Source organism: Mycobacterium sp. IS-1590 (assembly GCF_001500025.1).
Taxonomy (GTDB): Bacteria; Actinomycetota; Actinomycetes; order Mycobacteriales; family Mycobacteriaceae; genus Mycobacterium.
The window spans coordinates 1-25,524 of the sequence record NZ_LQIW01000013.1 but is presented as its reverse complement, the minus strand read 5'-3'; the positions used below and the strand labels follow the sequence as shown (position 1 = coordinate 25,524).

Sequence of the window (25,524 nt, the reverse complement as noted above, 5' to 3'; positions counted from 1 at the left end):
GTACACGGCGGTCGGTGACGAGCGGTACGGTCGGGCGGTGAGCAGCCCCTCGCGTCCGGTGACGAAGCTCGACAAGACCGCGGTCCTCGATGCGTTGTTCGCCGAGTGGCACACGATCGAAGGCTTGTTGGCGGGTCTGGCCGACTCCGACTGGGAAGCGGCGACGTCGCTGCCCGGCTGGACGGTGCACGACGTGACGGCCCACATGGTCGGCACCGAATCGATGTTGGCGGGGATGAACACCCCGGAGGCAGATGTGGACGTGTCGTCATTCGAGCACGTACGCAACGACATCGGTGTGCTGAACGAGCGGTGGGTGCTCGAGTTGCGGACGATCAGCGGCGCGGAGTTGCTGGACCGCTTCCGGGCCATCACCGCTGAGCGTCGCGCGGCGCTGACCGCGCTGAACGACGACGACTGGAACCAGGTGACGGCGACGCCGGCCGGCCCGGACAGTTACGGCCGATTCATGCGGGTGCGGATCTTCGACTGCTGGATGCACGAGCACGACATTCGCGATGCGCTCGGGCGGCCCGCATCCGACCCGACCGGGGCGCCCGCGCTGTTCGCGCTCGACGAAATGGCGGCCAGTATGGGCTTTGTGGTCGGGAAACTGGGTGGGGCGCCCGACGGCTCTCGGGTATCCATCCAGCTGACCGGGCCTCTGGCCAGGACGATCAACGTCGCGGTCGAGGGCCGAGGCAAGGTCGTCGAGGACTTCGGCGACGCTGAACCCACGGCGACGATCACGCTCGATGCGCTGCTGTTCGCGCGGCTGGCCGGCGGGCGCGTCGCGTTGGATCACGACGCGATCGCTTACGGCGGCGACGAGGAGGTCGGCAGGCGTGTCGTCGATCACCTCAACTACGTGATCTGACCAGCGGTTTTGGGCCGACACGGGCATAAACGCGTGGTGTGTGGTGTTGTAGGTCGCGTAGGATGAAATGTCCTGCCGTACTTCGGCGGGCGCGTTGTTAGACAACTACACAGGGGCTGAACGGTTTCGACTTCGAGCGTCGAATCAAGGGAAGCGTGCCGGTGCAGGCAAGAGACCACCGTAAGCGTCGTTGCAACCAATTAAGCGCCGATTCCAATCAGCGCGACTACGCTCTCGCTGCCTAAGCGACAGCTAGTCTGTCAGCCCGGGAGAGCCCTCGACCCGGTGTCTGGCATCAGCTAGAGGGATAAACCGGTGGGTCCGGTCGCGGGACTCATCGGGACATCAAACAGCGACTGGGATCGTCATCCTGACTTGTTCGCGTGATCAGGAGATCCGAGTAGAGGCATAGCGAACTGCGCACGGAGAAGCCTTGAGGGAACGCCGTAGGACCCGGGTTCGATTCCCGGCAGCTCCACTTCGAGAATGAAAGGGCCAGAGCGTATTCGCTCTGGCCGTTTTCGTTGCGGCCGCATTTTGCCGCCGCACCCCCAAGAAACGCCCAGATCGCCGGCGTCGACGTGTCGTAGAACCCAGTTCCATAATTACGGAACGCTTGATTTCCGGAACCATCCGGTTCAGTATCGAGTGATGGCAATCACCGCAGCGTCGGCGCACGTGCGGGCCGTTCGCCAAGCGCCTCGGCGCGGACGCCCGCGCGACGACCGGTTGGACGCCGCGATCGTCGAGGCCACAATTGCCGAGGTCGGAGCCAAGGGGTGGGCAGGCGCAACAGTCGAGGGAATCGCAGCACGTGCAGGAGTCGGTCGAGGCTCGATCTACCGCCGGTGGGCCAGCAAGCAGGAGCTCTTCCAGCACGCCGCGGCAGCCGTCACGCGCCCTTCCGAAGACGTGGACACCGGCTCGTTCGCCGATGATCTTCTCACCGCCGCGCTGCGGATGGCGGACACTCTGACCCAACCGGAGATCGCGGCACTCCTTCCCCCTCTTCTCGCGGAGGCCGCGAACGACGGCGCCATTCGTGAGACATTGAAATCCTTTGTCGCACAATCGCGTCGGCAGGCGATCGGCGCGGTCGAACGAGCACGGCAACGCGGGGAAATCCTGCGGTCGACAGACGCTGAGATGCTCGTCGACATGCTCGCAGGTGCGCTCGTCTACCGAAGGCTGCTTCTCGGCGCGACCACAGACGCGGCGGACATACGCGCGCTGGTCCGACAAGTCGTCCGGAGCTGCTCAGCACGCACCAGCACCGAGGAGGATGCATGACCCGGACATTGGACGTCGACCTCACCGATCCGCTGCTGTACACGAACGGATTTCCGCACGACGTCTTCACCGAGTTGCGCCGTCACGGGCCGGTCCACCTTCACCCCGCAGCGGAGGGACGCCCCGGCATACCGCCGATCCCGTTCTGGTCAATCGTCACGCACCCAGAGATCCAACAAGCCAATCGCGACTGGAAGACGTTCGCGGCCACCGACGGCCCGCTCCTGGGACCCGATCCGTTGATGCCGACCGGGCGCACCCTGCTCAGCTCGGATCCGCCCGAACAGACCGAGATGCGCAAGATCATCTCGGCGGAATTCACGCCGCGCATGATCGGCAGACTCCAGCAGCGTATAGGCGATCGCACTGCCCAGATACTCGATGCAGTGGCAGGTGGCACGTGCGACTTCGTGCATGATGTCGCGTATCAGGTGCCGATGCACTTGGTCGCGGACATCGTCGGCATCCCAGAATCCGATCGCTCATGGGTGTTCGAGCGCACCGATCATCTCCTTAAGTCGGGTAATCCGTACAGCGAGTACTCCGAAGACGATCGTGCCGGGTACCTGACGGAATTGTTTGACTACGCGCAGCGCATCACCAAGGACAAGCGTGCGAACCCGGCGGATGATGTGTGGACCAAGCTGGCCGCCCGGCTCGACGGGTTCGAGTTGGAGATGTTCTTTCTCATCCTGTCCTTCGCGGGGAGCGAGACGACCCGCAACGCGCTGTCATTGGGACTCATCGCACTATTTCAAAACCCAGATCAGATGTTTGAGTTGCGATCGAATCAGAGTCTGCTCGGCACTGCCGCCGACGAAGTTCTACGTTGGTCGAGCCCGGTGCTGATCTTCGGCCGGACCGCAACCACAGACGTCACCATCGGTGGCCAGAATGTGAAGGCGGGCGACCGCGTCGTGTTCTGGCACCCGTCGGGGAACAGAGACGAAACCGTTTTCGACGATCCCTTCCGGTTCGACATTCACCGCTCTCCCAACCCGCACTTGGCCTTTGGCGGGGGAGGCGTGCACTATTGCCTGGGCGCGAACCTCGCCCATAAGGAGATCGAGGTGGTGCTCGGGACTCTGGCGGCCGGCTACGACATCGAGTTGGCAGGTCCGCCGGTGTGGACCGGGGCGGGACCGGTCCACAATGTTGGAATCGGGATCGACTCGCTCCCAGTGCAAATCACGGCACGCGATTGATACCGGTCGCCTCAGCGGCCGCGTTACGGGTGTGCAGCGAGGAACGTTCTGTGCGGCAGGCCGGCCGAGAGCGCCTCGACGTCGAACGGCCGGTCCAGCAGGGCGTGCAATTGCTCGCGGTCGACGAGCTGACTGATCTCAGCGGTCTGGTGGGCGAAGAGCCGGCCCAGGTAGGGATAGAGCCGACGCATGATCGCTCGTTCGGCGGCGGTGCAGGTGGCGGCGCAGTAACCGACGTGCCCGATTTCGTCGGTCAGGATCTCGCGGTACAGGGAGTCAATGCGTGCCGCTACGGCCGGTTCGTCGGCGAACAGTTCGACTCCCACGCGCCGCAATTGATCGAACATCACGCACCCGGCCATCTCACCGGCGCCGACGGCCGCTACCCCCAGTCGCTCGGGCGTGAACACGTTGAGCTTGACGAACTGTCGCATCACAAGCGGAGGCGGCGCCACCTGGAATTGCAGTCCGAAGATGTCGAGAACATACGCGAGAAGCCTGGTGTGGTAGTGCTCCTCGAGTTCGATGTACACGCGCTCGAGCGGCCGATCCTTCCCGCTGTTGATCCCGTAGGCCTCGCCGAGGCTGACCCCGAAACGCTCGGTCTGATTGAGCTTCGCGGTGGCCAGGACGAAGAGCATCTCCTGGCTGAGGCCGGGTTCCGGCCGACGCCGTTTGAGGTTGGCGTTGAACACGTCCGGGTCGATGTGGCGGTTCGACCGAACGGGATTGTTTTCGATGTCGGCGAAGTACTCCTCGCGGTTGGAGAGGCGCCGGTTGAGGGCGTCGGCTTCGCCGTCCCGCTCGATGAGGTAATCCATATATCCGTCGATACCTGTCCTCACAATGCCTCCATTCCGGTCACCATCGTCTTCACGTATTGGTCCAGCAGCTTTCTGCGGGTGCCGGCGGACGCCGCGAGGGTCGTCAGAAGGGCGAACATCCCGTTGAGAAAGATGACGGTCATATCCCGCGGTTGCGCGGATGCTGACAACGCACCCTCATGTTGTGCGCGTGTCAGGACCCCGAGGACATAGTCGGCGAGTGGGTGCTCATCGAGCTGCGCTTCAGCGGGTCGCGTCGAGGAGAACACGAGTCCCAACATCTCGCGAAAGATCATTTCGCCGAGCCGTCGCTCCGCAACCAAGACCTCGGCGACCACGTCGGAAAGGGCTGACTCCAAACTCGGTGGAGACGAACGCTTTTCGAGGCCTGCGACGATTCTGGCTTCTTCGCTGTGCTGCAGTTCGGCGAGGACGTGCTCCTTGGTTGGAAAGTGGAAGTAGAACGTCCCCCGCGCGACACCGACTGCGCGCGCGATCGCGCTCACATCAGCGCCTCCCAGCCCCATCCGACCGATCTCGGCGACCGCGGCGTCGAACAACCGTGCTCGTGTTTCGAGTCGCCGCGCTTCACGCGTACTGACTGCGGCTGCGACGGGCGGCATGGCGATACGATATTCCTGTCACTGACGATCGTCAATGACAGGTGTCAACCAATTTGTGCTCGGCTCGCCGATTGGCCCGCGTCAGATACCCAGCTTGAGGCTGGCGCCGGCATCGACGAACAATTGCTGCCCCGTCACATAACGCGATTCGTCCGAGGCGAGGTAGACCACGGCATGCGAGATGTCTTCGGGCTCGACATAGGGGATGGGCATCGCCTGCAGAACGGGAAAGACGAGTTCGGCATCCTCGCGCGACGGGTCCGTCAGATCCGGTCGGAACGTCCGGTACATCGGCAGGTTGTGCAGCATGTCGGTGTTCACGTTGGTCGGGTGGACCGTGTTGATCCGAACCCCGTGTGGCGCCATCGTGAGTGCGAGTGCCTTCGTGTATTCGCGGATCATCTTCTTGGCCATGCCGTACCCCGCACCGCCGGGTCCCTGCGGTCCACCGCCGGTGGCGAGATCCTTCTGCTCGACCAGGCCCGCGATCGATCCGGTGACGATCACGGACCCGCCCTGCCCGAGATGCTCGAGCCCGAGGTGAACCGTATTGACCACGCCCACGAAGTCCACGTCGAACGCGTCGATGAAGCCGCGGTACGGAATGTGGCTGCCCTGTGGGCAGATTCCGGCATTGGCGACGACGATGTGCAAGCCACCGAGTTCGGCGACGGCGTCATCGAGCACCTTCTTCAGGGTAGGTCGGTCGCGGACATCCACCGCTGCCGTGACGACGCGCCGTCCCGCCTTTTCGACCAGCGTCGCTGTCTCGTCGAGGTCGGCCGGGGTGGCCAACGGATACTCGTTGGAGGGGATGTCTGCGCATATGTCCAGGGCGATGATGTCGGCGCCCTCATCGGCCATGTGTACGGCGTGGCTGCGCCCCTGGCCCCGCGCTGCGCCGGTGATCACTGCCACCTTGCCTGTGAGACGGTTCATTCAGCTCTCCCATGCGCTAGGACGTCGGTCCACCACGCTGGATGATAGAACACAAACTGTAAATCTGTCATACAGCCGACAGGCCTCGCCACAGGACGGCGTCAGGGCGCACACCGATGAGAAGGTCGGTACAGCAGTTTTTTTCGCGACCATCGGCACCCAACCTCACATAACGGTCCGTTCGTCGTGGCCCATGGCTTCCGGCCGGGTATGGAATTCACGGACCATTGCCTGGATCGTGTAGGACGCCACCAACCGCCCGCCCTCCGTGAACACGTGGCCGTCACCTTGGACCAGTCCGCGTCCGGCCCAGAACGCGCGGTTGGTATACAGCAGCCAGTCTGTGACGTCCGCATCTTCGTGGAATGCGATTGTGGCCTTCATGATCCCGGTGGACAAGGTGCGATGTGCAAGGGCCTCGCCAAACCCCCTGTGCGGCAACATGCCCGCGGCGATCGTCCAATGAGTGCTGGACTGAGCCAACAAGGCGGAATGAAGGTAGGGCCGGTCGGGTGCGTCCCGGAACCGAACCCACGCGTTGATCTCCGGCGGTCCCACCCGATCGGGGTTCGAGTCGTACGCGCCGTCTACCACCCGGATCTCGCGACCGGGCATACCGAAGCCTTCGAACGGCTCGGCGTCCGACGGCTTCGGGACGTCCGGCATCGCCATCGCGTGACCGATGACATCGCCGGACCCCGAATCACAAAGCAGGATGGCGGCGCCGCGGAGGGTGTCGTGCTGCGTGGCACGAACTTCGGCGGTCGAGAACGTGCGACCTTTACGCAGCAGGTCAACGGACAGCTCGACCGGCGCGGTGAAGGAAGCTGCCTTGAGGAAGACCATCGATGCGGATGTGACCCGTTGCTCGGGAAGGGTTTTGGACACCGCGACGATGGCTTCGGCGAGCAGCTGTCCGCCTTCGACGACGTCGCGCTGCGTCGGGCCGTGCGCGGGGCCGACGAAGTGGTTGTCGCCGCGCGGTTCCACGTCGATGAGCCGCACCAGCTCGGCGGCATCGCCCCACAGCGGGAATCTCGTGGGCACCAACGCCCCGTCGGGCCAGTGCTCCACGACGACGATGCGCAGCCGGTCGTCGTAAAACGAGATGTGGTCGGCGATTCCCGCAACTTCGGGCAGCGGCGTCGGGTAGCTCCACGCGACGTTGTCGATCATTTGGCCCTCGGCCGACAGGCTCCAGTAGGAAGCGCGGCCCTTGAATGGACAAACGGTCGTGTGCTCGCTGGGCTCGAGCAGCTCCCATCGCACGTCCGCCTTCGGGAAGTACAGCCGGTCGACGTGATCGCTTTCGGTGACCACAAGGCACTTTTCGCTCTCGGCGACGAGCAGGTTCCCGAGCCACACCTGCCCGGTGAAGGGACTGCGCTCGATGCCGATCCGGTAGTCGGGGTGCGCCGGCCAAGCCGACTCGACTTGTTCGGTCATGACCGCATCGGCCCCGTCGGTGATTTGAGAACGAGGGACTCCAGGCCGACATCGGGATTGTCGATGGCGCTGGCGAAAGTGCCTGCGAGAACGTCTGCGACAGCGTCGGGCGTCATTCGGCTCTCTTGGACGAGTCCGCGTGCGAGCCATTCGGTGAGCGCTGTGCCGAGCAGGTCGGGGTCGAACTGTGAGGTGAAGTCCGTCGGGACGGTGCCGCTGATCTCCACGCAGCTGAACCGGTATCCCGGCTTCTCCAGACGCCACGAGACCAGGCAGCGCTCCATCGCCGCCTTGCTCGAGGAGTAGGCGCCGAGCGCCGTGTGCGGATGGCGCACCGAATCCGACGACAGCGCTGCGACGATCGCCGTCGGGTCGAGTATCGGAAGATGGGCTCGGATGAGTTCGTGTACGCCGATCACGTTGGTTTCAAACACATCTCGCCAGTCCTCTGCGCCGGTGTCGGAGAACATCTTCAGAGGTGCGTATCCCGACGAGATCAGCAGGATGTCGACTTTGTCCAGCACCTCACCGGCCACCTCGGCGAGTCGTGCGCAATCGGCAGGGTTGCGCACGTCAACCGCTACCGTGACTCCACGGCCCGCCTCCGCAACCACCTCATCGAGCTTGTCGACGCGGCGCGCGGCGAGGACCACCTCGGCGCCGTCTTTGCCCGCCCGCACGGCGAAGGAGCGCCCGATGCCGGCGGATGCGCCCACCACGACCACCCTCTTGCCGGCTAGCGACAGCTCACCCATGCCACCTCTGCTTTCATGCTCCTCGAAGCCTACGGCCCCAAATAGAACATTATTACAGATTATGTATCACTGTTCGCGATTGAAGGATCAGCGCAGGCCGTTGACCGCGAACTTCTCGACGTAACGACGCACAGTGGTGGGCTTGGACATGTCGAAGGTCTGAGCTTTGTTCACCGTCGAGAATGAGTAGATGATCCTGGCAAGCCATTCACTGGCGGCCTTGACGTCGATGTTCGCCCCGACCTCGCCACGCTCCTGGGCCTCCCGCACGTAGGGTACGAGAAACTCGGTCGTGCGCCGGACAGCCGAATCGCCGTCGGCGATCATGTGCCGCATCAATTCGGCGTCGTCAGCCATCAGGCGGTTCCGCGTCCGATGGTCGAGCAGGATTCTGGCGTGGGTTTCTGCCATGGCGCCGAGCTTCTCGGCCAGCGTGGGCTTCTTCGCCATCGCCGCCGCGACTTCCTGGTAGAACTTCTGGGCGCCGTACTCGATGGCCGCCTCGATGAGAATCGTGCGGTCCTCGAAGTAGCGGTACACCGTGCCCCGCGACACGTTCGCAACCCGGGCGACATCCTGCACGCTCGTGCGTTGGATCCCCAGTTGCGAGAAGCACAAGTTCGCCGCTTCGAGGATCTGGTCTCGGCGGTCGGACTCCTGCTGCTCGTCGAGCTCGGCCGTGGCCCGCTCAGTCGCCATGTCGCTCCCTCGTCGCTGGGATCAAGCAGTTTTGAACCCTTCTATGCTACGTGACAGCTCGTGTTCAGGCGTTCCGGCGCACCGTCCCGGTGGCAGGCGGAGACGCTCGGCGGCTACTGATCATAGTGACACATCACGTTCAATTGTTACACTCCGTGGGCGCGGGTGTCGCGAGATGACGAGGGAGGTTTGTCGTGGACCTCGGGTTGAGGGGCCGCAACTTCGTCATCGTCGGAGGAACGACCGGCATGGGGTTTGCCGCTGCCGAACAACTTGCCCACGACGGCGCCAACGTGGCGCTACTGGCGCGCGACGGTGAGCGTGCCGTCGAGAAGGCGTCTCTGTTGTCCAGCCGACATGGCGTCCGTGCGGTGGGGATCAGCGTCGACGCCGCGGCCCCCGGCGACGGTGTTGCACGCGCCGTCGATGAGGCCGCCGACAGGCTCGGCGATCTGCGGGGATTGGCAGTGACGGCGGGCCCGATGAAGCAGCAGGGGCCGTTCCTCGAGCACACCGACGAATCGTGGGACTGGTACTACCAGATGATCTTGATGGCGACTGTGCGCTCCTGCCGCGCGATCATTCCGCACCTGCAACGCACCGGCGGCGGCACGGTGGTGACGACGGCCGCGTATTCGGTGCGCGCACCGAAAGTCCTGATACCGCCGTACAACGCGCTCAAGGCCGCCGTCCTGACAATGTCGAAAATTCTCGCGAAAACGCATGGGCCCGACAGCATCCGGGTGAACACCGTCTGTCCTGGATTGTTCGACACCGAGGTGAACGACTTCATCCGCGCCCAGCGGGCAGCGGAGTACAACGTGCCGGAGGAAGACGCGATCTACACCCACCTGTCCAGCAATCCCGCCTGGAACATGCGGGTGGCCCTCGACCGCGGAGGCCGCCCGAATGAGGCCGGGGAGTTGATCGCTTTCCTGTTGAGCGATCGGGCGGCGTACATGACCGGCGCAGCGATCAACATCGACGGCGGGACCGACTTCTAGATCCCGACCCGGTGGGCGAGCAGGCCGCGATGGTAGGCGGGATCGCCCAGAAGATGCTCCGACGATTTCGCCCGCTTGAAGTACATGTGCGCGGGATGCTCCCAGGTGAAGCCGATTCCGCCGTGGATCTGGATGTTCGCCGCGGCCGCTTTGGTGTAGACGTCCGAGCAGTAGGCCTTGGCCAACGAGGCGGCGGCGGGAAGTTCGTCCAGTCGCTGCGCAGCGGTGTGCACCGCGTATTGCGCCGCGCCTCGAGCGCACTCGATCTCGAGCATCAAATCGGCACACTTGTGCCGGACCGCCTGGAAAGACCCGATCGGCCTGCCGAATTGACGGCGCGTCTTCGCGTAGCCGACGGCGATTTCCAGGCACCGCTGTGCGCCCCCGACCTGTTCGGCCGCAAGACAGGCGGCCGCGATGTCGAGCGCCTGCGACAACGCAGGCCAGGCCTGCCCCTCAGTGCCGATCAACTCGGCCGGGGTGTCGTCGAAGTCGATTCGGGCCTGGCGCCGCGTCGCGTCAAGCGTCGAGAGCATCCGGCGCGACAGTCCCTCGGTGTCATCCACCGCGAACAGTGAAACACCGGTGTCCGTCCGGGCTACGACCAACAGCAGGTCGGCAATGTGACCGTCCAAGACGAAAGTCTTGCTGCCGTTGATGAACCATCGTGGTCCGCGGCGACGCGCGCTGGTGTGGATCGTCTCCGCACTCCACCGGCCAGACTGCTCGGTCAGCGCCAGCGCGGCGATGGTCTCGCCCGTCGCGATGCGTGGAAGGTATCGAGACTGGGCGCCCTTGTCGTCGCAGCACATCAAGGCGCTGCCCGCCATCACGACGGAGCCGAAGAACGGGCCGGGCAACAGGGCGCGCCCCGACTCCTCGACGACCACGCCCAATTCGGCGTAGCCATAACCGCTTCCACCGAATTCCTCACCAATGGCCAACCCGTGGAGCCCGAGTTGGTCGGCCATCTGGCGCCACACCTCGCGGTCGTAGCCTTCGGGAGTCTGCATGACGCGGCGAACTTCGTGCTCGGGTGACTTCAGCTCGAAAAATGCGCGGGCCGTCCGGCGCAACTCTTCCTGCTCGTCGGTCGCTGCGAAACCGTCGGTGATGCCGGACAATTCAACGGCTCCCTGCTTCGCGTCCGGTCGGGTCGACACGAGGATCGGGGCTGTCGCGGCGAAGGGCGCGCAGCCACGCGCCGACAGGTGCGGGCGCGCGAACCGGCGTACCGCGGCGACCGGGGTCGGCGTCCCAGAAGTCCCGCCACGACGGGAACGCGTCGTGCAGGTTTCCGTCGTGCCGGGGCCGGCCCGGCCACCGCATCTTCTGCGCGCCCACCGGTGGGTCGGTGATATCGGACTCGTACCAGAACAGGGGTGTGCGCCTGAGGAAGTACCAGTGACCTTCCCGGCGCTCGTAGCTGTCCAAATAAGCGAGCATCTCGATCACCCACACCGACTCCGTCTCGAGGTCGTTGCGGGAGTAGACGAGTCCGGAGGCGGTGAGGGTGTCATGGATGTCGATGACGTGTCCGAGCACCCCGTGCGCACTGCCCAGCAGGTTGTGGCGGAGTTCGGTGTCATACCAGTCGCGCAATGCGGCACGGCCGTGCAGTTTTCCGGGCACTTTCACGTCATCGACGAAGAGATTGACCAGCGCGTCGAGGTCTCGCATGTCCAAGGCGACCGCGTATTTCGCTGCGAGCTGGCGGATTTCATCGAGCGCTTCGAGGCGTTCGATTCGCGCCTCGAGATCGGTCAGGGACGTCACGAGAGTTCTCCGGCCGCCATCAACGCCGTCAAGCGCGCCTTGTCGATCTTGTTCGTGGTGGTGTAGGGGAGGAGGCTCGGATCGTCAAGGATCACCCAATTCTTCGGCACCTTGTATGCCGCAAGCCGTTTTCGGCATTCGGTCACCAGATCGGCCGCCGTCGCCGTGTGCCCCTCGTTGAGCACGACCGCGGCGCCGACGATCGCGCCCTTGTCGGCGTCGGGAACTCCGATGACGTAGGCGATGCGCACCGCGTCGATTCGCCCCAGTGCGGCCTCGACCTCCATGGGCGCGACGTTGGTTCCGGAGGTCTTGATCATCTCGTCGAGGCGGCCCGCGAAATACAAGTGACCGTCGTCGTCACGGTAGCCGGCGTCCTTGGTGTGCAGCCAGCCGTCGCGGTCGACCACCTCGTGCCACTGCTTGCCCACCATTCCGCGCATCATCGCCGTACCACGCACACAGATTTCGCCGGTGACGCCGTTGGGTACCTCGTTACCGGCATCGTCGACGATCTTGTGCTCAAAGCCCGGCGCGGCGACGCCCAGCGAGCCCCGTTTGGATTCGGGCAGTTGCTCGTGCGGCGGCCACCAGGTGTGAGAACTGCAGGTCTCGGTCATCCCGAGTTGTGCCACGCGCAGCGACGGGTCCGGGGTGCGTCGTCCGGGTGCCAGCAGCACCTGTTGGTAGCCCTCACGCAGGGTGGACAGGTCGGTCGACGCGAAGTCGCGATGATTGCTCAGCGCCGGACCGATATGCGGGAATCCCGTTGTATAGGTTGCTTTTTCACTTTCTAGAAGACGCAATACCATCCCCGCGTCGAACTTGTGCTCCGTGAGAATCGTGGCGCCCACCTGCATGGGGCCGAGAAATCCGAAGACCAGTCCGGCGACCCAGAAGAACACCATGGGCACGTAGATGCGGTCGCTGGCGTCCCAGTCGTGGGCGGTGGCGATGAATCGGGAATGGGTGATCGCCGTGCCGTGGGTGTGGATTATGCCCTTCGGATTCGACGTGCTGCCTGACGTGTAGATGACGAGCAGGTCGTCGGCGGCCCGCACCGTCGCCTCGCATGTTTCGCGGAAGCTCGGTGGGACGGGGTCGGGCCATCCGGCCGGCCAGCTGCGAGTTGTCTCACCGAGGGGAAAGACGTTGCGCAACTGGGGGAGTCGCTCGGTGCGCAGTTGTCCGTTGACCACCTGCCACTCGCCGGTAGCGGTCTCGATCCGGTCGAGCACATCTCGTCCGAGCAGCGTCTGCACCGCGAGCAGGGTGTGGATGTCGGCGTCGCGTAGCACCCAGTGCAACTCGGCGTGCTGGAAGAAGGTGTTGATCGGTACCGCGACGGCCCCGATGCGGGTGATCGCCAGGAAAGCCGTGACGAAATCGGCGCCGTTGGGTGCCAGTACGCCGACGCGGACGCCCTTGGTGACGCCGCTGGCGAGCAGTCGGGCCGCCATGTCGGCCGAACGGGTTTGCGCCTCGGCGTAGGTGATCCGTTCCACGGCGCCGTCGGCGGTGGCGGTGACCACGAGATCGTTTGGGCCGTAGGCACCGACGACGGCGGACAGCATGGCCGGTAGGACCGCGTCGTAAGGGAGCGGTTCGTATCGGAACACCGGTGTCGTCAGTGGCATTGGCGTCATTCGACCACCCAGCGGGGTTCCCGCTTCTCGGCGAACGCGGCCATCCCCTCGTGATAGTCGGGGTGAGTCATCTGGTGCTGCAGGACGTAGCGGTACGCCACGTCGTTGGCGGCGTGCAGGCCGACGTCGAGGCTGGCCCACATCGCCTTGACCGACGCCTGTACGGTCGCCGGCGACAGCTTGGCGATCGACAAGGCGATCTCGCGGGCACGTTCCTGGAGTCGCTGCGCCGGCACCACCTCGTTGATGAGGCCGATCTCATGCCCCCGCTGCGCGGTGATGCGGCCGTCTCTGCTCATCAGTCCCAGTTGCATCACCATCGACAACGGCATGCGCCGCAGCAGCACCGCCGGCTCGAGCGCGAACACGTTGCCGACCTGTAGATGGGTGTCGATCAGTTCGGCATGCTCGGCGGCGATGATGAGGTCGGCATCGGCTACCTGATGCAACGCCCCACCGACCGCCATACCGTTGAGCGCGCAGATGACGGGCTTCCACACGTTGTGGTGCAGCCGGGATCCAGGGACCTTGTTGCGAATTCCGCCTTCGGCGGTGGCGCGGATGTCCTGTCCGGCGCAGAACGCCCGGTCGCCTGCGCCCGTGATGATCGCCACCCGGATGTCGGAGTCATCGCGTACCCGACCCCAAGCCCAGCCGAGTTCCGTGCGTGCCAGATCGTCGGTGGCATTCAGCCGCTCGGGACGGTTGATGGTGATCGTCGCGACGTGGTCGCTGACGTCGAACAGAATCCTCTTCAGATCCATCGAATCCCCTGGGCTCGAACCGCATGCGGTGATGAACGGACTATCAGTGCATGTTCCATCGTTCTGTGGGTTACTACGGCATCCACTGGCCACCTGAAACCGAGATGAGCTGGCCGGTTAGGTGTTTGGCCGCCGGTGAGCACAGAAACGCGACCGTGCGCGCGACGTCCTCCGGTTCGCCGAGACGTCCCATCAGTGTCGATCCGCGCATATCGTCGAGCTCGTCGTCGGTCTTTCGCGACAGCAGCCACGGCGTTTCCGTGGTTCCCACCACCACCGTGTTCACCCTGACGCCGAACGGTCCCAACTGCACCGCCATCAGTCGGCTGAGACCCTCCACACCCGCTTTCGCGGCCGCGTACGCCGGCGGGCCGGTCCGGACGCCGTGCGCCGACACCGAGCTGATGTTGACGATCGTCCCGGACTTCTCCCGAACCATCTGGCGCGCGACCACCTGCCCCATCACGAACGCGCCCTTGAGGTTGACGGCGACGATGCGGTCCCAGTCCTCGTCGGTCTGGTCCAGGAAACTGCCGGGCAGAGTCATTCCGGCGTTGTTGACCAACGCCCGGACCGGTCCGTGAGCGGCGGCCAACTCGCCCATCGCCCGCTCTACCCCCTGCCGATCGGTGATCGACAGCAGCAGAGGGATTAGTCGGCCGTCCCGCGCGGCGTCTGAGGCTTGTGCGCGCGCGATCGCCTTTTCATTCACGTCGACGACGGCCGTGCGGTAGCCGGCGTCGAGCAACGTCTGCGCGATAGCTGCCCCGATGCCGCGCGCTCCTCCGGTGACCACCGCGACCGGTGGCGTCTCATCCGACACGACGGCGACTCCGAATGTTCCTTGCCTCACGCTCGATCCGGTCGATGGTCGGACGCACCAGGCGAACGGCATCTGCCATCATCGCGACCAGATTGCCCACCCCGCCGTCGCCGACCCAGAGATCGATCGCGGCCCGATTTGCGCCGTTGATCACCGTGGCCGCCAGGCGCGGCCGCACATCGACCGTGGCATCGGCGTCCAGCCGCCGCGCGACTTCCGCCGTCATCTGGTCGATCCAATCGTCGTTGATGCGCAGCATCGTGGCGCGCAGGCCAGGCAGGTCGCGGTACATTCTGGCCCGGGCCAAGAAGATGTCCGGGTTCTCGGTGATGGCCGCGGCGACCGCTTCCGACGTCTCGGCGAGTGCGTCACCCAGAGAACCCTTGTCCACGGCGCGAAATCGACGCGTGGCTTCCGTGAGGCGCTCGGCATACCCGTGAAAGAGGATGTCTTCCTTCGCGGCGAAATGGTGGAAAAACGTTCTCGGCGATACGGCTGCCAGCTCGGCGATCTGTTCGACGGTGGTCTGCTCGTAGCCGTTGCTGGTGAACAGTTCGATGGCGGCTGAGATGAGCGCATCGCGGTTTCGTCGGCCCCGGGCGCGGCGTTGGTCCATGGTCAGCATCCTGTCAACGTCGCGGTGCCCGAACTGAGGGAAACGATATCGCCCTGCAGGGTCTGGAACCGAACCGGACCGGAGCCGTCGCGCCAGATCTCGGTGCGCAGTTCGGACGCGAGCTTCACCGGTTTGGCGAAGCGGCAGCTGATCGAGGTGAGCGACGCCGGATCACCATTGCCGGCAACGTTGATCAGCGCCCTGGCCGCGAAGCCCAGCGTGCACAAACCGTGCAGGAACACATCGTCGAACCCGAATCTGCGGGCAGCGGCGGGGTCGATGTGCAACGGGTTGCGGTCTCCGCTCAGCCGGTAGATCGCCGCCTGCTCGGGTCGAACCTCGTCGGCATGGACCCCGTCGGGAGCGCGGTGCGGTGCCGGGGCGGTCGAGGCCGGACGCGTCCCGCCGAAGCCGCCCTCGCCGAGCACCATCGTCTGCGAGGAGGCGTGAAAAAGGGGACCGTCGGCGTCAGTGCCCGTCGATGTCACCTCGATGACCGCGTGCTTGCCGGTATCCCACAGCGCGGTCACCTCGGCAGCGACGGAAACCTCGCCGCTGGCGGCCACGGAACGCTCGAGGCTCAAGGACTGCGCCGCATGCACGATCGGAGACGCGCCGAGGTCGAGGATCGCGCGCAGATCCTTGACCGCCCACCAGTTGGCGACCAGCGCATAGGTCGGCAACACGGCGGGGCCGACGTGTTCGTCGAGCAGATGGCGCTCTGCAGGCGGGCGTGCTCCGACACCCAGGGCGTAGAGGATGGCATCGGTCGGCGTCCAGCGATGTGTCGTCGGGGGCAGCCGGGTGCCGACCGCGGCGGGGGAGAGGGTCGCACGTGCGGTCACGCGGCCTCCAGTGATAGAACGGATTGACGATATTTGTTCAATCGTGCAATATAGTCGCAGTAACTGCAACTATATTCTCGGCGGAGGCAGCGGCGTGCGGTTCGGCGTATTCATCCTCGGTGACAAACCCAATCACCTCAGCCATGCGGAGGTATTCGCCAACGTGCTCGAGGAGGCGCGCTGGGCCGAGGAATTCGGCTACGACGAGGTATGGCTGGCCGAACACCACTTCTCGCCGTATGGGGCCCTGGCGGACCTTCCGCTGGTCGCGGCGGCGATCGCCGCGCAGACCGATCGGATCCGCATCGGCACGGCCTGCATGGTCGCCCCCTTCCATGAGCCCATCCATCTCGCGGAACGAATCGCCATGGCGGACAACCTCAGCGGGGGTCGATTCGATGCCGGCTTCGGGCGGGGCTACCAGGCCCACGAATTCAAGGGGTTCGGCATCCCGATGGATGAGGCCACCGCGCGATACCAGGAATGCGTCGAGATCGTCAACCGGTTGCTCACCGAGGAGAACGTCACTTACGACGGAAAGTACTGGCAACTGCAGGATGTCACCATCCATCCCCGCCCGGTGCAACAGCCGATTCCGGTGTGGGGGACGGTGATGAAGACGCCGTCGAGTTTCGAATGGTTGGCGGACAAGGGCTTCGGCGCCATCATCGGCAACCCGTACCAGGTCGACCCGGACCTGCAGGGTGCGTTGGACATCTATCTTCAGACACAGGAGAAGAAGGGGCTCACCGCGGCCACCGGCAACGTCTGGGCCCTGCTGAACGCGTTCTGTCACGAAGACGACGGGTTCGCGCGGACATACCCGCGCGAGAGCGTCGAGTTGTCCATCGTGACGCACCGCAAGTATTCGAGCCCCTTCGAGCGCGGCGGGGACATCCCGGCCGATTACAAGGCGTACGCCGACTGGTTCGACAAGCACGACAAGCAGAGTTACGAGCAGGTACTCAACTCCCATCTGACCCTGATGGGCGATCCGGACCGGATCGTCGAGAAGATGCGTACCGTCGTCGACATGGGCTGGCGCAACATCATGTTGCGAATGTCGCGGGGCGGTGCGATGGACCGCGCAAAGGTCCGCGACTCCATGAAGCTGTTCGCCGAAGAGGTGATTCCGGCGGCGACCGAACTCGCGGCAGCGTCGGCTTGAGCCGGCGGATCGAAGCCCGTATCCGTGCCGTGTTGGCACTGGATCCGACCGCGCCGGCCATCGAGTACGAAGGCAGCTGGACCGACTGGAAAACGATCGGTGATATCGCGTCCGCAGTGGAAAACCGTTTGACGGCAGCGGGGCTGGGCAGCGGTGCACCGGTCGGCCTGCTCCTTCGCAACCACCCGGCCATGGTGGCGGCGCTACTGGGAGTCCTCCTTGTCGACGGTTGCGTCGTCACGATCAACGCCAGCAGCGGGGACACCCGGCTCGCCGCCGACATCGAGCAGCTCCGGTTGCCCGCGGTGATCGCACTCGGTGCGGACTGGCGTCGACCCGCGATCACGGCGGCGGCCTCGGGCGCGCTCGGTCTGGAAGTCGGCGCCGACCCGGTTGCGTTGCGGACGGTCGACGGGCTCGACGAGCCTGGTCCGGGTCCGTTCCGCCGGCGGCAGGCCGGTGTCGCAGTCGAGATGCTCACCAGCGGCACCACCGGACCGCCAAAGCGAATCCCTCTGTCCTATTCAGCGTTTGAGCATACTATCGACGCCGCGGGCGCTCACTACGGCAGCGGCGAACCGGGACACCTTCGGCTGCGTTCCGGGGTCGCCATCGTCAGTTCCCCATTGGTCCACATGTCCGGGCTGTTCCGCACTCTGCTCAACGTCTGTGAGGGGCGCAGGATCGCGCTGCTCGAGCGGTTTCGCGTGGAGGCATTTGTCGATCTCGTCGTGAGGCACCGGCCAAAGGCGGTGAGCCTGGTGCCATCTGCGCTGGCGATGGTGCTCGACGCAGGAGTGCCGGCGGACGTCTTCTCCAGTGTGCAGGTCGTCACCGCCGGCACGGCGCCGCTTCCGGCGGACCTGCAGGAAGCGTTCGAGGAACGCTACGACGTCGCCGTGCTGCCCTCCTACGGGGCCACCGAGTTCGCCGGCGGCGTCGCCGGCTGGAACCTGGCGTTGCACCGCGAGTGGGCGAAGACCAAGCGGGGCAGCGTCGGCCGCCCGCAGGGCGGTCGCGAGGTCCGGATCGTCTCGACCGACGATGGTCGTGAGGTGCCGGCCGGAGTCCAAGGGCGCATCGAGGTGCGGACTCGCGGCGGTGAATGGGTGCGGACCACCGACCTTGGCCGCCTTGACGAGGACGGTTTCCTGTTCGTGGACGGCCGCGCCGACGACGTGATCATCCGCGGCGGATTCAAGGTTGCCCCCGCCGATGTTGTCGACGCCCTGCGCAGCCACCCCGCCGTGCGTGACGCGGGAGTCACCGGTATCACCGACAGGCGACTGGGTGCTGTGCCGGTTGGCGCGGTGGAACTCGCTGACGGCGCCCACGTCGAGCCCGAGGAGCTGATGGATTTCGTTCGTCAGCGGCTCACCCGATATCAGGTGCCTGCGCGGCTGCTGGTCGTCGATGAGCTGCCCCGGACTCCATCGCTGAAGGTGAGCCAGCCCGCACTGCGCGAACTCTTCGAACAGGAGCTGACGTGAACGACAACCTTCGCGGCGCCGCCGCCATCGTCGGCGTGGCCGATGAGGTGTCGCCGTCCGGCGTCATCGACATGCCGCTACGTGAGCTCGAGGCCCGCGTCATCACCGCGGCACTCGCGGATGCGGGCATGTCGCTCTCCGATGTCGACGGTCTGTGCACGTGCACCGGCGGCACTCTCATGCACTCGGTCGAACTGGCCGAATACCTCGGCATCACAACGAGATTCACCGACACCACCCAGACCGGGGGCGCGAGCTACGGACTGTACGTCGAACACGCGGCCACCGCGATCGCCGCCGGCCTCGCCGAAACCGTCGTCATCGTTTACGCGTCGACCCCACGTGCGGCCCGCAAGCGCGGCGACAAGGGCCTCGGGGTGTTCGCCACCCCCGAACGGCTGGAATGGGAGACCCCGTTCGGCGTCATGCTTCCGCTCAGTGCGTACGCGCTTGCCGCCAACCGGCACATGGCGGTGTACGGCACCACCGCCGAACAGCTCGCGCAGATCGCGGTCGACACCCGGCGATGGGCGGCACGCAATCCCCGCGCCAATCAACGCGATCCGATCACCGTCGACGATGTCCTGAATTCCGGCTACATCACCGAACCCATCCACAAGCTGGAATGTTGCCTGGTCACCGACGGCGCCGCCGCGATCGTTCTCACCAGCGCCGCACGGGCCCGCGACCTCGACGACCCGGCCTACGTGCTCGGCGCGACGTCGGCGGCATCGCACGCCATGATCACGCAGATGCCCGACCTGACCGTGACTCCGGGTGCGGTGTCGGGACCCGCGGCGTTCGCCGCCGCCGGCCTGAGTCCCGGCGACATCGACGTCGTGCAGTTGTACGACTCGTTCACGATCACCGTGTTGCTGGCCTTGGAGGATCTCGGGTTCTGCAAGAAGGGCGAGGGCGGACCGTTCGTCGCCGACGGTGTGCTCGCGCCCGGCGGTGCCCTTCCCGGCCAAACCACCGGGGGAGGGCTTGCGTACACGCATCCGGGCGCGTTCGGTGCCTTCCTGCTTGTCGAAGCCGTCCGCCAGGTGCGGGGGGAATGCGGTGAGCGACAGGTTCCCGGCGCGCAAACCGCGTTGGCACACGGCACCGGCGGTGTGCTGTCGGCGACCTCCACCGTCATCATCGGAATAGAGGCAGTGCTATGAGCGAAGGGTTCCCGGTGCCGCGGCCCAGTGCGGTGTCGGCACCGTTCTGGGCGGCCACCGAAAAGCATCGGTTGGTCATGCAGCGTTGCGACGCCTGCCGACGGCTGGTGTGGTACCCGCGCCACGTGTGCCCGCACTGCGGAGGCCTCGCGCTGCAGTGGGAGCAACTGAGCGGGCAGGGCGTGGTCCACGCGGTCAGCGTGCACCACCGCGGCGCGCATCCGGCATTCGCCGACCGGGTGCCCTATTCGGTCGTCCTGGTCGACCTGGCGGAGGGGGCGCGCATCATGTCGAACGTGTTCGGGCCGTCCCCGGCGGTGGGTGACGAGGTGTCCGTCGCATGGTTACCGCTCGACGACGGGCGCAACCTCCCGACGTTCGAACCCCGATGAGTGAGGACCGGCTGCGCAGGGTCCGCGAGGAGATTGTGCTGCGCCACGTCGCAGGCGAGAACGCTCGCGATCTCGAGGCGATCATGGCCACCTTCGCTCACCCCCGGTACGAAATCGTGCCCAGTGCAACCGTTTACGATGGTGACGCGGCGGTCAGGACGATGATCCTGCGACAGTGGGACGAGTTGCCGTGGATGCATTACGCCGCCGAGGCGATCTATCACGGCCCCGACGGGCTGGTGGTGGAGACCAGAACGACCTGCGCGGGCACCAGCATCGACATGCTCAGCGTCAACGTTTTCGGATTCGACGGCGAAGGATTGATTCTCGAGCGGTGCTATTTCGATCGGATGCTGTTCGCCGATCAAGTGAAGGGCGTCAAGAAACAGAACGACTGAACATATTTCGTCATGTTGTAGAATCACCGCAGCCGAAGTGCGCGGGCAAGGAGATTCAATGGCCACCCAGTTGGACACCGAGGCGCAGTCATCGACCAACGATCGCGCGATCGAGTTGTACCGCCTGATGAGCAAGGTGCATCACGCCGATCAGCGGGTCCGAAAAGGCTTGTCTTCGGGTGAGATCGCGATGAGTTATTGGCCCGTCGACGGTCAGGAGGCGATGTCGGCCGGTGCCGCGCTGGCGCTGTCCGACACCGATCAACTCGTCAGCACGTACCGGGGCCTGGGCGACGTCGTCGCCAAGGGCATCGACCTGGCCGGTTATTTCGGCGAGATCCTCGGTCGCAGCACCGGGCTGTCTCGAGGTAAGGCCGGCGCGATGGGAATCTCCGATCCCGACCATGGCATCGCGTGGACCACGGGCATCGTGGGGGCGGGTCCGCTGTTCGCGAACGGCATCGCACTGGCCGCGTCGGTCCGCGGCACCGGGCAGGTGGTACTGGTCAGCTTCGGCGACGGCGCCACCAGCATCGGCTACGTACACGAGGCGATGAACATGGCGGTGCTGTGGTCACTGCCGGTGGTGTTCTTCTGCCAGAACAACGCGTGGGCGGAGTGCACGGCAATGTCGCGGTACACCCGGACCGTTGACTTGTCCGACCGTGCGGGCGGGTACGGGATGCCCGGCGTGACGGTCGACGGCACCGACCCCCAGGCCGTCCACGACGCCGTGTCAGAGGCGGTCGGGCGCGCACGAACGGGCGACGGCCCCACATTCGTCGAGGCGGTCGCCTACCGGCTGCAGGGCCACTACTTCGGTGACGGCATGGCCTACGCCGATCCCGACGAACTGGCTGCCAAACGCGCCGACCCGCCGTTCGATCGCTACCGGCGGCGACTGGTCGAGGAGGGGATCGCCACCGCCGACGATCTTGATCGGATCGACGCCGAAGTATCGGAAAAGGTCGAATCCGCCTTCGCGGCCGCCCGCGACGCCGATCCACCCGAGGCCGAGGAACTCACGCGTGATGTGTTCGCGGACAACGGGTCTGAGTTGGCCACCGGCACGGCGACGCGTGTGCCGCTGCCCGACGGGGAGACCGAGGACCTCGGGTTGGTGCAGGCCATCCATCGCACCCTCGACCGAGCGATGGCCGCTGACGAGTCGATCATCTTGCTGGGCGAGGACATCGGCGATCGCTCCGGCGGCGGCATGTTCAAGATCACCGCCGGGCTTTCGGCCAAGTACGGCGAGCTGCGGGTGCGTGACACTCCGATCGCGGAGTCGTCGATCATCGGGGCGGCGCTCGGTGCATCGCTGGCCGGATTGCGCCCCGTCGCCGAACTGATGTTCATGGACTTCCTCGGTGTGGCGATGGACCAAATCGCCAACCACGCGGCGAAGGTCCGCTACATGTCCGGCGGCCGTCGAGGCGCGCCGTTGGTGATCCGGACAATGGTGGGAACCGGTGCCGGCCCCCAGCATTCGCAAGCCGTCGAGGCCTGGGCGATGCACACCCCGGGGCTCAAGGTCGTCTGGCCCAGTACCGCAGCGGACGCCGCCGGTCTGCTCAATGCGTGCCTGCGAGAGGACGACCCGTGCCTGTTCATCGAATCGATGAAGCTCTACTATGGCGGCGGCAAGGGCCCGGTTCCGGTGGCCGACTACGTCATTCCGCTCGGACAGGCCGATGTCAAGCGCGCCGGTAGCGACGTCACCATCTGCACGTACGGCGTGATGGTGCACGCGGCCCTGGAGGCGGCGAAAACGCTCGAGAGCGACGGCATCTCGGTCGAGGTCGTCGATCTACGGACCCTCGTCCCGCTGGACCTCCAGGCCGTTCTGAACTCGGTGCGAGAGACCAAACGCCTTGTCGTGGCCCACGAATCGGTCGGCTTCTGCGGGCCCGGCGCCGAAATCGCCGCCGCCGTCGGCGCCGAATTGTTCGGCGAGCTCGCGGCGCCGATCCAGCGCGTGGCGGGCACCTATACCCCGGTTCCGCGGGCCGCGACCTTGGAGGCGGCCTGTCGGCCGAACGCGGCCCAGCTCGTCGACGCCGTGAGGAGGGTCGTGTGACAGAGGTTCGGATGCCCAAACCGGGAGATGCGATCACCGAAGCCGAGGTGACAGAGTTGTACGTCGCCGACGGCGAGTCCGCGGTCGAAGGTGATCCCCTGTATGCCATCGCCACCGACAAGGCCGAAATGGACGTCGAGTCACCAGCGTCCGGCGTGGTGTCGTGGAAGGTGGAAGTCGGGGGCACCTACGGCGTCGGCGAACTCGTTGCCGTGATCTCATGACCGGATTACCGGACGCCTTGACGGTCGACCTGGGGGCACCCGAGCTGATCGGCGAAATCGCCGGCGACACGCTCACCGTCACCATCAACCGTCCGGAGAAACGGAACGCGGTCACCGCCGACGGTTACCACGGGATCAAACGCGCCGCGATGATCGTCGCCGACGAACCAGACCTCCAGTTCCTGATCATCACCGGAACCGGCGACGTCTTCTGCGCCGGTGGCGACATGAACTCGGTGAGCAATCCGGACCGGTCGTGGGACGCGTTCACCGAGGCGTACGACGCGACACCTTTCGAAGTACTCGGCAAGATTCCGAAGATCGTGGTGTGCGCCGTGAACGGCATCGCAATGGGCGGCGGCCTGGTGATGACGCTGTTCGCCGACCTCGTGATCGCGTCGGACCGGGCCCGCCTCCGGGTTCCCGATCTGACCCGCGGGGTCTACGAAGCTTTCGTCGCCGCTCGTATCCCGCAACGCATCGGAACATTGCGCGCCAACCACATGATCTACGAAAATGACTGGCTCGACGCCGCCGACGCCGAGCGTTACGGGCTGGTCGGCAAGGTCGTGCCCCACGACAGCCTCGCCGCAGAAACACAGGCGCTACTGGAGCGGGTCCGCAACACCGGCCCCGCGGCACGTGCGGCGATGAAGCGCGAAATGGCACGTGCCCTGCCCGCGGTCGACGTCAGCGGCTACTGGTCGTCGATCGGAACCTCCGAACAGATCGAGGCGTTCTCCGCCTTCCTCGAAAAGCGTTCGCCGCGTTGGTCGGTGAACTCGGATCGTGATGCATTCGTGCAGACCCGTCGGTCGGCGTGGATGCCGTCTGACTCCCGAAAGGATTAGCTGCCGTTGACAGAACTGCCGATCGGCTCTTCGGACCTCACTGGATGTAACGAGATCCTGGTGGCCAGTGACGGTCCCGTCCGGATCGTGACCCTGAACAACCCCGGTGATGCCAATGCCGTCAACAATGCGATGCATGGCGCGTTCGCCCGGCTGTGGACCACGCTGGGCGAGGACTCCGAGGCCCGCGCCGTGCTCATCACCGGCACGGGTGACTACTTCTCGGCGGGTGGCAACCTGGTGGAGTGGCTGGAGACGCATGTCAACAACCCGGTCACCCGGCGCGAGGGGATGCGCGACGCCCGCCGCATCGTGCGCGACATGATCGACTTTCCGCTGCCGATCGTCGCCGCCGTGAATGGTCCCGCCGTCGGATTCGGTTGCAGCATCGCCGTGTTGTGTGACATCACGCTGATGTCGGACCGCGCATTCCTGGCCGACACCCACGTCGCCAGCGGGCTGGTCGCCGGTGACGGTGGCTCGGTGCTCTGGCCACTGATGATGAGCCTGATGAAGGCAAAGGAATACCTCTTGCTGGGTGAACGCATTCCGGCGGCCAAGGCCGTCGAACTCGGGCTGGCCAATCGGGTGGTATCGCACGACGCGATCAAACAGGAGGGGTTGGCGCTGGCGCACCGGCTGGCGGCTCTGCCGCCACGTGCCGTCCAAGACACCAAGCGGACGTTGAACCTGCATGCCGAGCGCGCGGTGACGGCGATCCTGGACTACGGGATCTCCGCGGAGACAGAGTGTTTCACCACTGAAGAGCACCGGGCCGCGATCGACAAGTTTCTCAATCGGTGACGTGATGTCCGATGGCACGACACCGCTGGTGTTACGCGAGGACAGGGGCGCCGTCGCGCTGCTGGTGCTGAACCGCCCGGCGCAGCGCAACGCATTGCGATATGAGTCGTGGACCGAGTTGTCCGAGCAGTTGACTTCGGTGGCTGCCGACCCCGATGTGCGTGGCGTCGTGCTGGCCGGTGCAGCCGGATTTTTCTGTGCGGGCGGGGATTTGAAGATCGGTCCGGCGCACGGTGGGGGCCCGCTCGCACCGGCGGGCCGGGTCGAGCATGCACAGCGAGTCATGGAGCAGCTCAAAGCGCTCCCGGTACCGACCGTCGCCGCGGTCGAGGGCGCCGCGGTGGGCCTCGGGTGGAGCCTCGCGCTGTCGTGTGATCTCGTCGTTGCCGCAACCGACGCGTTCTTCAGTGCTCCGTTCGTCGCTCGCGCGGTCGTCCCGGACGGCGGCTTGGCCTGGCGGCTGACCCACCAGCTGGGCAGGCAGCGCGCCGCCGCACTGCTGCTGCGCGGCAAACGACTTGCGACGTCCGACGCTGCAGACGTCGGCCTGGTCACCGACCTCGCCGAGCCCGGCGCCGCGGTCGACCGTGCGCTCGTCGTTCTCGACGAACTGGCACAGGCCGATTCCGCGGCGATGGAGATGACCAAGCGCCTGATCAACTCGGTGGAGACCGCCCAGTTAGCCGCCTTCCACCCGCTGGAGCTGGCGATGGCGACCGTCGCTCAGCAGCGCTCGGCTAGCTGTACTGACCACGGACGTTGGTGACGGCGTGGTGAGGTGACAAAACGAAGACCTCCGAGTGGAGTGCGAGCTGTCTA

At 65.5% G+C, this 25,524-nt stretch carries 27 protein-coding genes and 1 other RNA gene; 15 read left to right on the top strand and 13 right to left on the bottom strand.

Features of this window, described 5'->3' with window-relative positions; translation table 11 throughout:
• Positions 1-37 precede the first annotated feature (37 nt).
• The 4 genes from AU197_RS11950 to AU197_RS11940 all read left to right on the top strand — a co-directional run bounded on the left by AU197_RS11950 (position 38) and on the right by AU197_RS11940 (position 3,372).
• The gene (locus AU197_RS11950; protein ID WP_064402975.1) at positions 38-877 is read left to right on the top strand and encodes a maleylpyruvate isomerase family mycothiol-dependent enzyme; all 840 of its coding nucleotides are present in this window, start codon (positions 38-40) and stop codon (positions 875-877) included.
• 112 nt (positions 878-989) lie between these two features.
• Positions 990-1,358, top strand: a transfer-messenger RNA (tmRNA) gene (gene ssrA / locus AU197_RS26010).
• Between the two features lie 248 nt (positions 1,359-1,606).
• Positions 1,607-2,167, top strand: a complete 561-nt coding sequence (locus tag AU197_RS26265; protein WP_197415520.1) for a TetR/AcrR family transcriptional regulator — start codon at positions 1,607-1,609, stop codon at positions 2,165-2,167.
• On the top strand, positions 2,164-3,372 hold the full coding sequence (locus AU197_RS11940; RefSeq protein WP_064402916.1) for a cytochrome P450: 1,209 nt from the start codon (positions 2,164-2,166) through the stop codon (positions 3,370-3,372). Before AU197_RS26265 ends, AU197_RS11940 begins: the two co-directional genes overlap by 4 nt.
• Before the next feature lie 23 nt (positions 3,373-3,395).
• On the opposite strand, the gene AU197_RS11935 is transcribed toward AU197_RS11940, so the two are convergent.
• The 6 genes from AU197_RS11935 to AU197_RS11910 form a co-directional block, all read right to left on the bottom strand.
• Positions 3,396-4,220: a hypothetical protein gene (locus AU197_RS11935; RefSeq protein WP_064402915.1), complete on the bottom strand. Its 825-nt coding sequence runs from the start codon at positions 4,218-4,220 to the stop codon at positions 3,396-3,398.
• Positions 4,214-4,819 (bottom strand): TetR/AcrR family transcriptional regulator, encoded by a 606-nt coding sequence (locus AU197_RS11930; protein ID WP_064402914.1) that lies wholly within the window; start codon positions 4,817-4,819, stop codon positions 4,214-4,216. Before AU197_RS11930 ends, AU197_RS11935 begins: the two co-directional genes overlap by 7 nt.
• Before the next feature lie 81 nt (positions 4,820-4,900).
• Positions 4,901-5,758: a mycofactocin-coupled SDR family oxidoreductase gene (locus AU197_RS11925; protein ID WP_064402913.1), complete on the bottom strand. Its 858-nt coding sequence runs from the start codon at positions 5,756-5,758 to the stop codon at positions 4,901-4,903.
• Positions 5,759-5,923: 165 nt separating this feature from the next.
• A complete protein-coding gene (locus AU197_RS11920) occupies positions 5,924-7,204 on the bottom strand; it encodes a DUF427 domain-containing protein (protein ID WP_064402912.1) in 1,281 nt (426 codons plus the stop codon).
• A complete protein-coding gene (locus AU197_RS11915; RefSeq protein ID WP_064402911.1) occupies positions 7,201-7,959 on the bottom strand; it encodes an SDR family oxidoreductase in 759 nt (252 codons plus the stop codon). Before AU197_RS11915 ends, AU197_RS11920 begins: the two co-directional genes overlap by 4 nt.
• An 87-nt stretch (positions 7,960-8,046) precedes the next feature.
• Entirely contained in the window at positions 8,047-8,658 is a 612-nt protein-coding gene (locus AU197_RS11910) for a TetR/AcrR family transcriptional regulator (RefSeq protein ID WP_064402910.1), read from the bottom strand.
• Between the two features lie 194 nt (positions 8,659-8,852).
• Here AU197_RS11910 and AU197_RS11905 point away from each other — a divergent pair, with 194 nt between their 5' ends.
• On the top strand, positions 8,853-9,662 hold the full coding sequence (locus AU197_RS11905; protein ID WP_064402909.1) for an SDR family NAD(P)-dependent oxidoreductase: 810 nt from the start codon (positions 8,853-8,855) through the stop codon (positions 9,660-9,662).
• On the opposite strand, the gene AU197_RS11900 is transcribed toward AU197_RS11905, so the two are convergent.
• From AU197_RS11900 to AU197_RS11870, 7 genes are all read right to left on the bottom strand, one after another.
• Positions 9,659-10,786: an acyl-CoA dehydrogenase family protein gene (locus tag AU197_RS11900; protein WP_231744902.1), complete on the bottom strand. Its 1,128-nt coding sequence runs from the start codon at positions 10,784-10,786 to the stop codon at positions 9,659-9,661. The two genes, AU197_RS11905 and AU197_RS11900, sit on opposite strands and share 4 nt — an antisense overlap.
• A 1-nt stretch (position 10,787) precedes the next feature.
• On the bottom strand, positions 10,788-11,438 hold the full coding sequence (locus AU197_RS11895; RefSeq protein WP_064402908.1) for a nuclear transport factor 2 family protein: 651 nt from the start codon (positions 11,436-11,438) through the stop codon (positions 10,788-10,790).
• Positions 11,435-13,084 carry a class I adenylate-forming enzyme family protein gene (locus AU197_RS11890; protein ID WP_064402907.1) on the bottom strand — a complete coding sequence of 550 codons (1,650 nt, stop codon included), beginning with the start codon at positions 13,082-13,084 and terminating at the stop codon, positions 11,435-11,437. The genes AU197_RS11895 and AU197_RS11890 overlap by 4 nt, the downstream gene beginning before the upstream one ends.
• Positions 13,081-13,848 (bottom strand): enoyl-CoA hydratase-related protein, encoded by a 768-nt coding sequence (locus tag AU197_RS11885; RefSeq protein WP_064348876.1) that lies wholly within the window; start codon positions 13,846-13,848, stop codon positions 13,081-13,083. The genes AU197_RS11890 and AU197_RS11885 overlap by 4 nt, the downstream gene beginning before the upstream one ends.
• A 73-nt stretch (positions 13,849-13,921) precedes the next feature.
• Complete coding sequence (locus tag AU197_RS11880; protein ID WP_231744901.1) at positions 13,922-14,701, bottom strand: SDR family NAD(P)-dependent oxidoreductase; 780 nt, start codon at positions 14,699-14,701, stop codon at positions 13,922-13,924.
• Positions 14,661-15,287, bottom strand: a complete 627-nt coding sequence (locus AU197_RS11875; RefSeq protein WP_064402973.1) for a TetR/AcrR family transcriptional regulator — start codon at positions 15,285-15,287, stop codon at positions 14,661-14,663. The genes AU197_RS11880 and AU197_RS11875 overlap by 41 nt, the downstream gene beginning before the upstream one ends.
• 2 nt (positions 15,288-15,289) lie before the next feature.
• Positions 15,290-16,132 (bottom strand): MaoC/PaaZ C-terminal domain-containing protein, encoded by an 843-nt coding sequence (locus tag AU197_RS11870; RefSeq protein ID WP_064402905.1) that lies wholly within the window; start codon positions 16,130-16,132, stop codon positions 15,290-15,292.
• Between the two features lie 94 nt (positions 16,133-16,226).
• Between AU197_RS11870 and AU197_RS11865 the strand changes: the two genes are divergently transcribed.
• From AU197_RS11865 to AU197_RS11820, 10 genes are read left to right on the top strand one after another with little or no spacing between them, the layout of a single operon-like run.
• A complete protein-coding gene (locus tag AU197_RS11865; protein WP_064402904.1) occupies positions 16,227-17,300 on the top strand; it encodes an LLM class flavin-dependent oxidoreductase in 1,074 nt (357 codons plus the stop codon).
• A complete protein-coding gene (locus tag AU197_RS11860; protein WP_231744900.1) occupies positions 17,297-18,790 on the top strand; it encodes a class I adenylate-forming enzyme family protein in 1,494 nt (497 codons plus the stop codon). The genes AU197_RS11865 and AU197_RS11860 overlap by 4 nt, the downstream gene beginning before the upstream one ends.
• A complete protein-coding gene (locus tag AU197_RS11855) occupies positions 18,787-19,956 on the top strand; it encodes an acetyl-CoA acetyltransferase (protein WP_064402902.1) in 1,170 nt (389 codons plus the stop codon). The genes AU197_RS11860 and AU197_RS11855 overlap by 4 nt, the downstream gene beginning before the upstream one ends.
• A complete protein-coding gene (locus AU197_RS11850) occupies positions 19,953-20,348 on the top strand; it encodes a Zn-ribbon domain-containing OB-fold protein (protein WP_064402901.1) in 396 nt (131 codons plus the stop codon). The genes AU197_RS11855 and AU197_RS11850 overlap by 4 nt, the downstream gene beginning before the upstream one ends.
• Positions 20,345-20,746, top strand: coding sequence for a nuclear transport factor 2 family protein (locus AU197_RS11845; RefSeq protein ID WP_064402900.1), 402 nt, complete (start codon positions 20,345-20,347; stop codon positions 20,744-20,746). The genes AU197_RS11850 and AU197_RS11845 overlap by 4 nt, the downstream gene beginning before the upstream one ends.
• A 58-nt stretch (positions 20,747-20,804) precedes the next feature.
• Positions 20,805-22,826 (top strand): alpha-ketoacid dehydrogenase subunit alpha/beta, encoded by a 2,022-nt coding sequence (locus AU197_RS11840; RefSeq protein WP_064402899.1) that lies wholly within the window; start codon positions 20,805-20,807, stop codon positions 22,824-22,826.
• Positions 22,823-23,050: a biotin/lipoyl-containing protein gene (locus AU197_RS11835; RefSeq protein WP_082696632.1), complete on the top strand. Its 228-nt coding sequence runs from the start codon at positions 22,823-22,825 to the stop codon at positions 23,048-23,050. The genes AU197_RS11840 and AU197_RS11835 overlap by 4 nt, the downstream gene beginning before the upstream one ends.
• Positions 23,047-23,901, top strand: a complete 855-nt coding sequence (locus tag AU197_RS11830; protein WP_064402897.1) for an enoyl-CoA hydratase/isomerase family protein — start codon at positions 23,047-23,049, stop codon at positions 23,899-23,901. Before AU197_RS11835 ends, AU197_RS11830 begins: the two co-directional genes overlap by 4 nt.
• A 60-nt stretch (positions 23,902-23,961) precedes the next feature.
• Positions 23,962-24,705, top strand: coding sequence for an enoyl-CoA hydratase/isomerase family protein (locus tag AU197_RS11825; protein WP_231744899.1), 744 nt, complete (start codon positions 23,962-23,964; stop codon positions 24,703-24,705).
• 4 nt (positions 24,706-24,709) lie between these two features.
• The gene (locus AU197_RS11820; RefSeq protein ID WP_064402972.1) at positions 24,710-25,471 is read left to right on the top strand and encodes an enoyl-CoA hydratase/isomerase family protein; all 762 of its coding nucleotides are present in this window, start codon (positions 24,710-24,712) and stop codon (positions 25,469-25,471) included.
• The last annotated feature ends 53 nt before the right edge of the window (positions 25,472-25,524 follow it).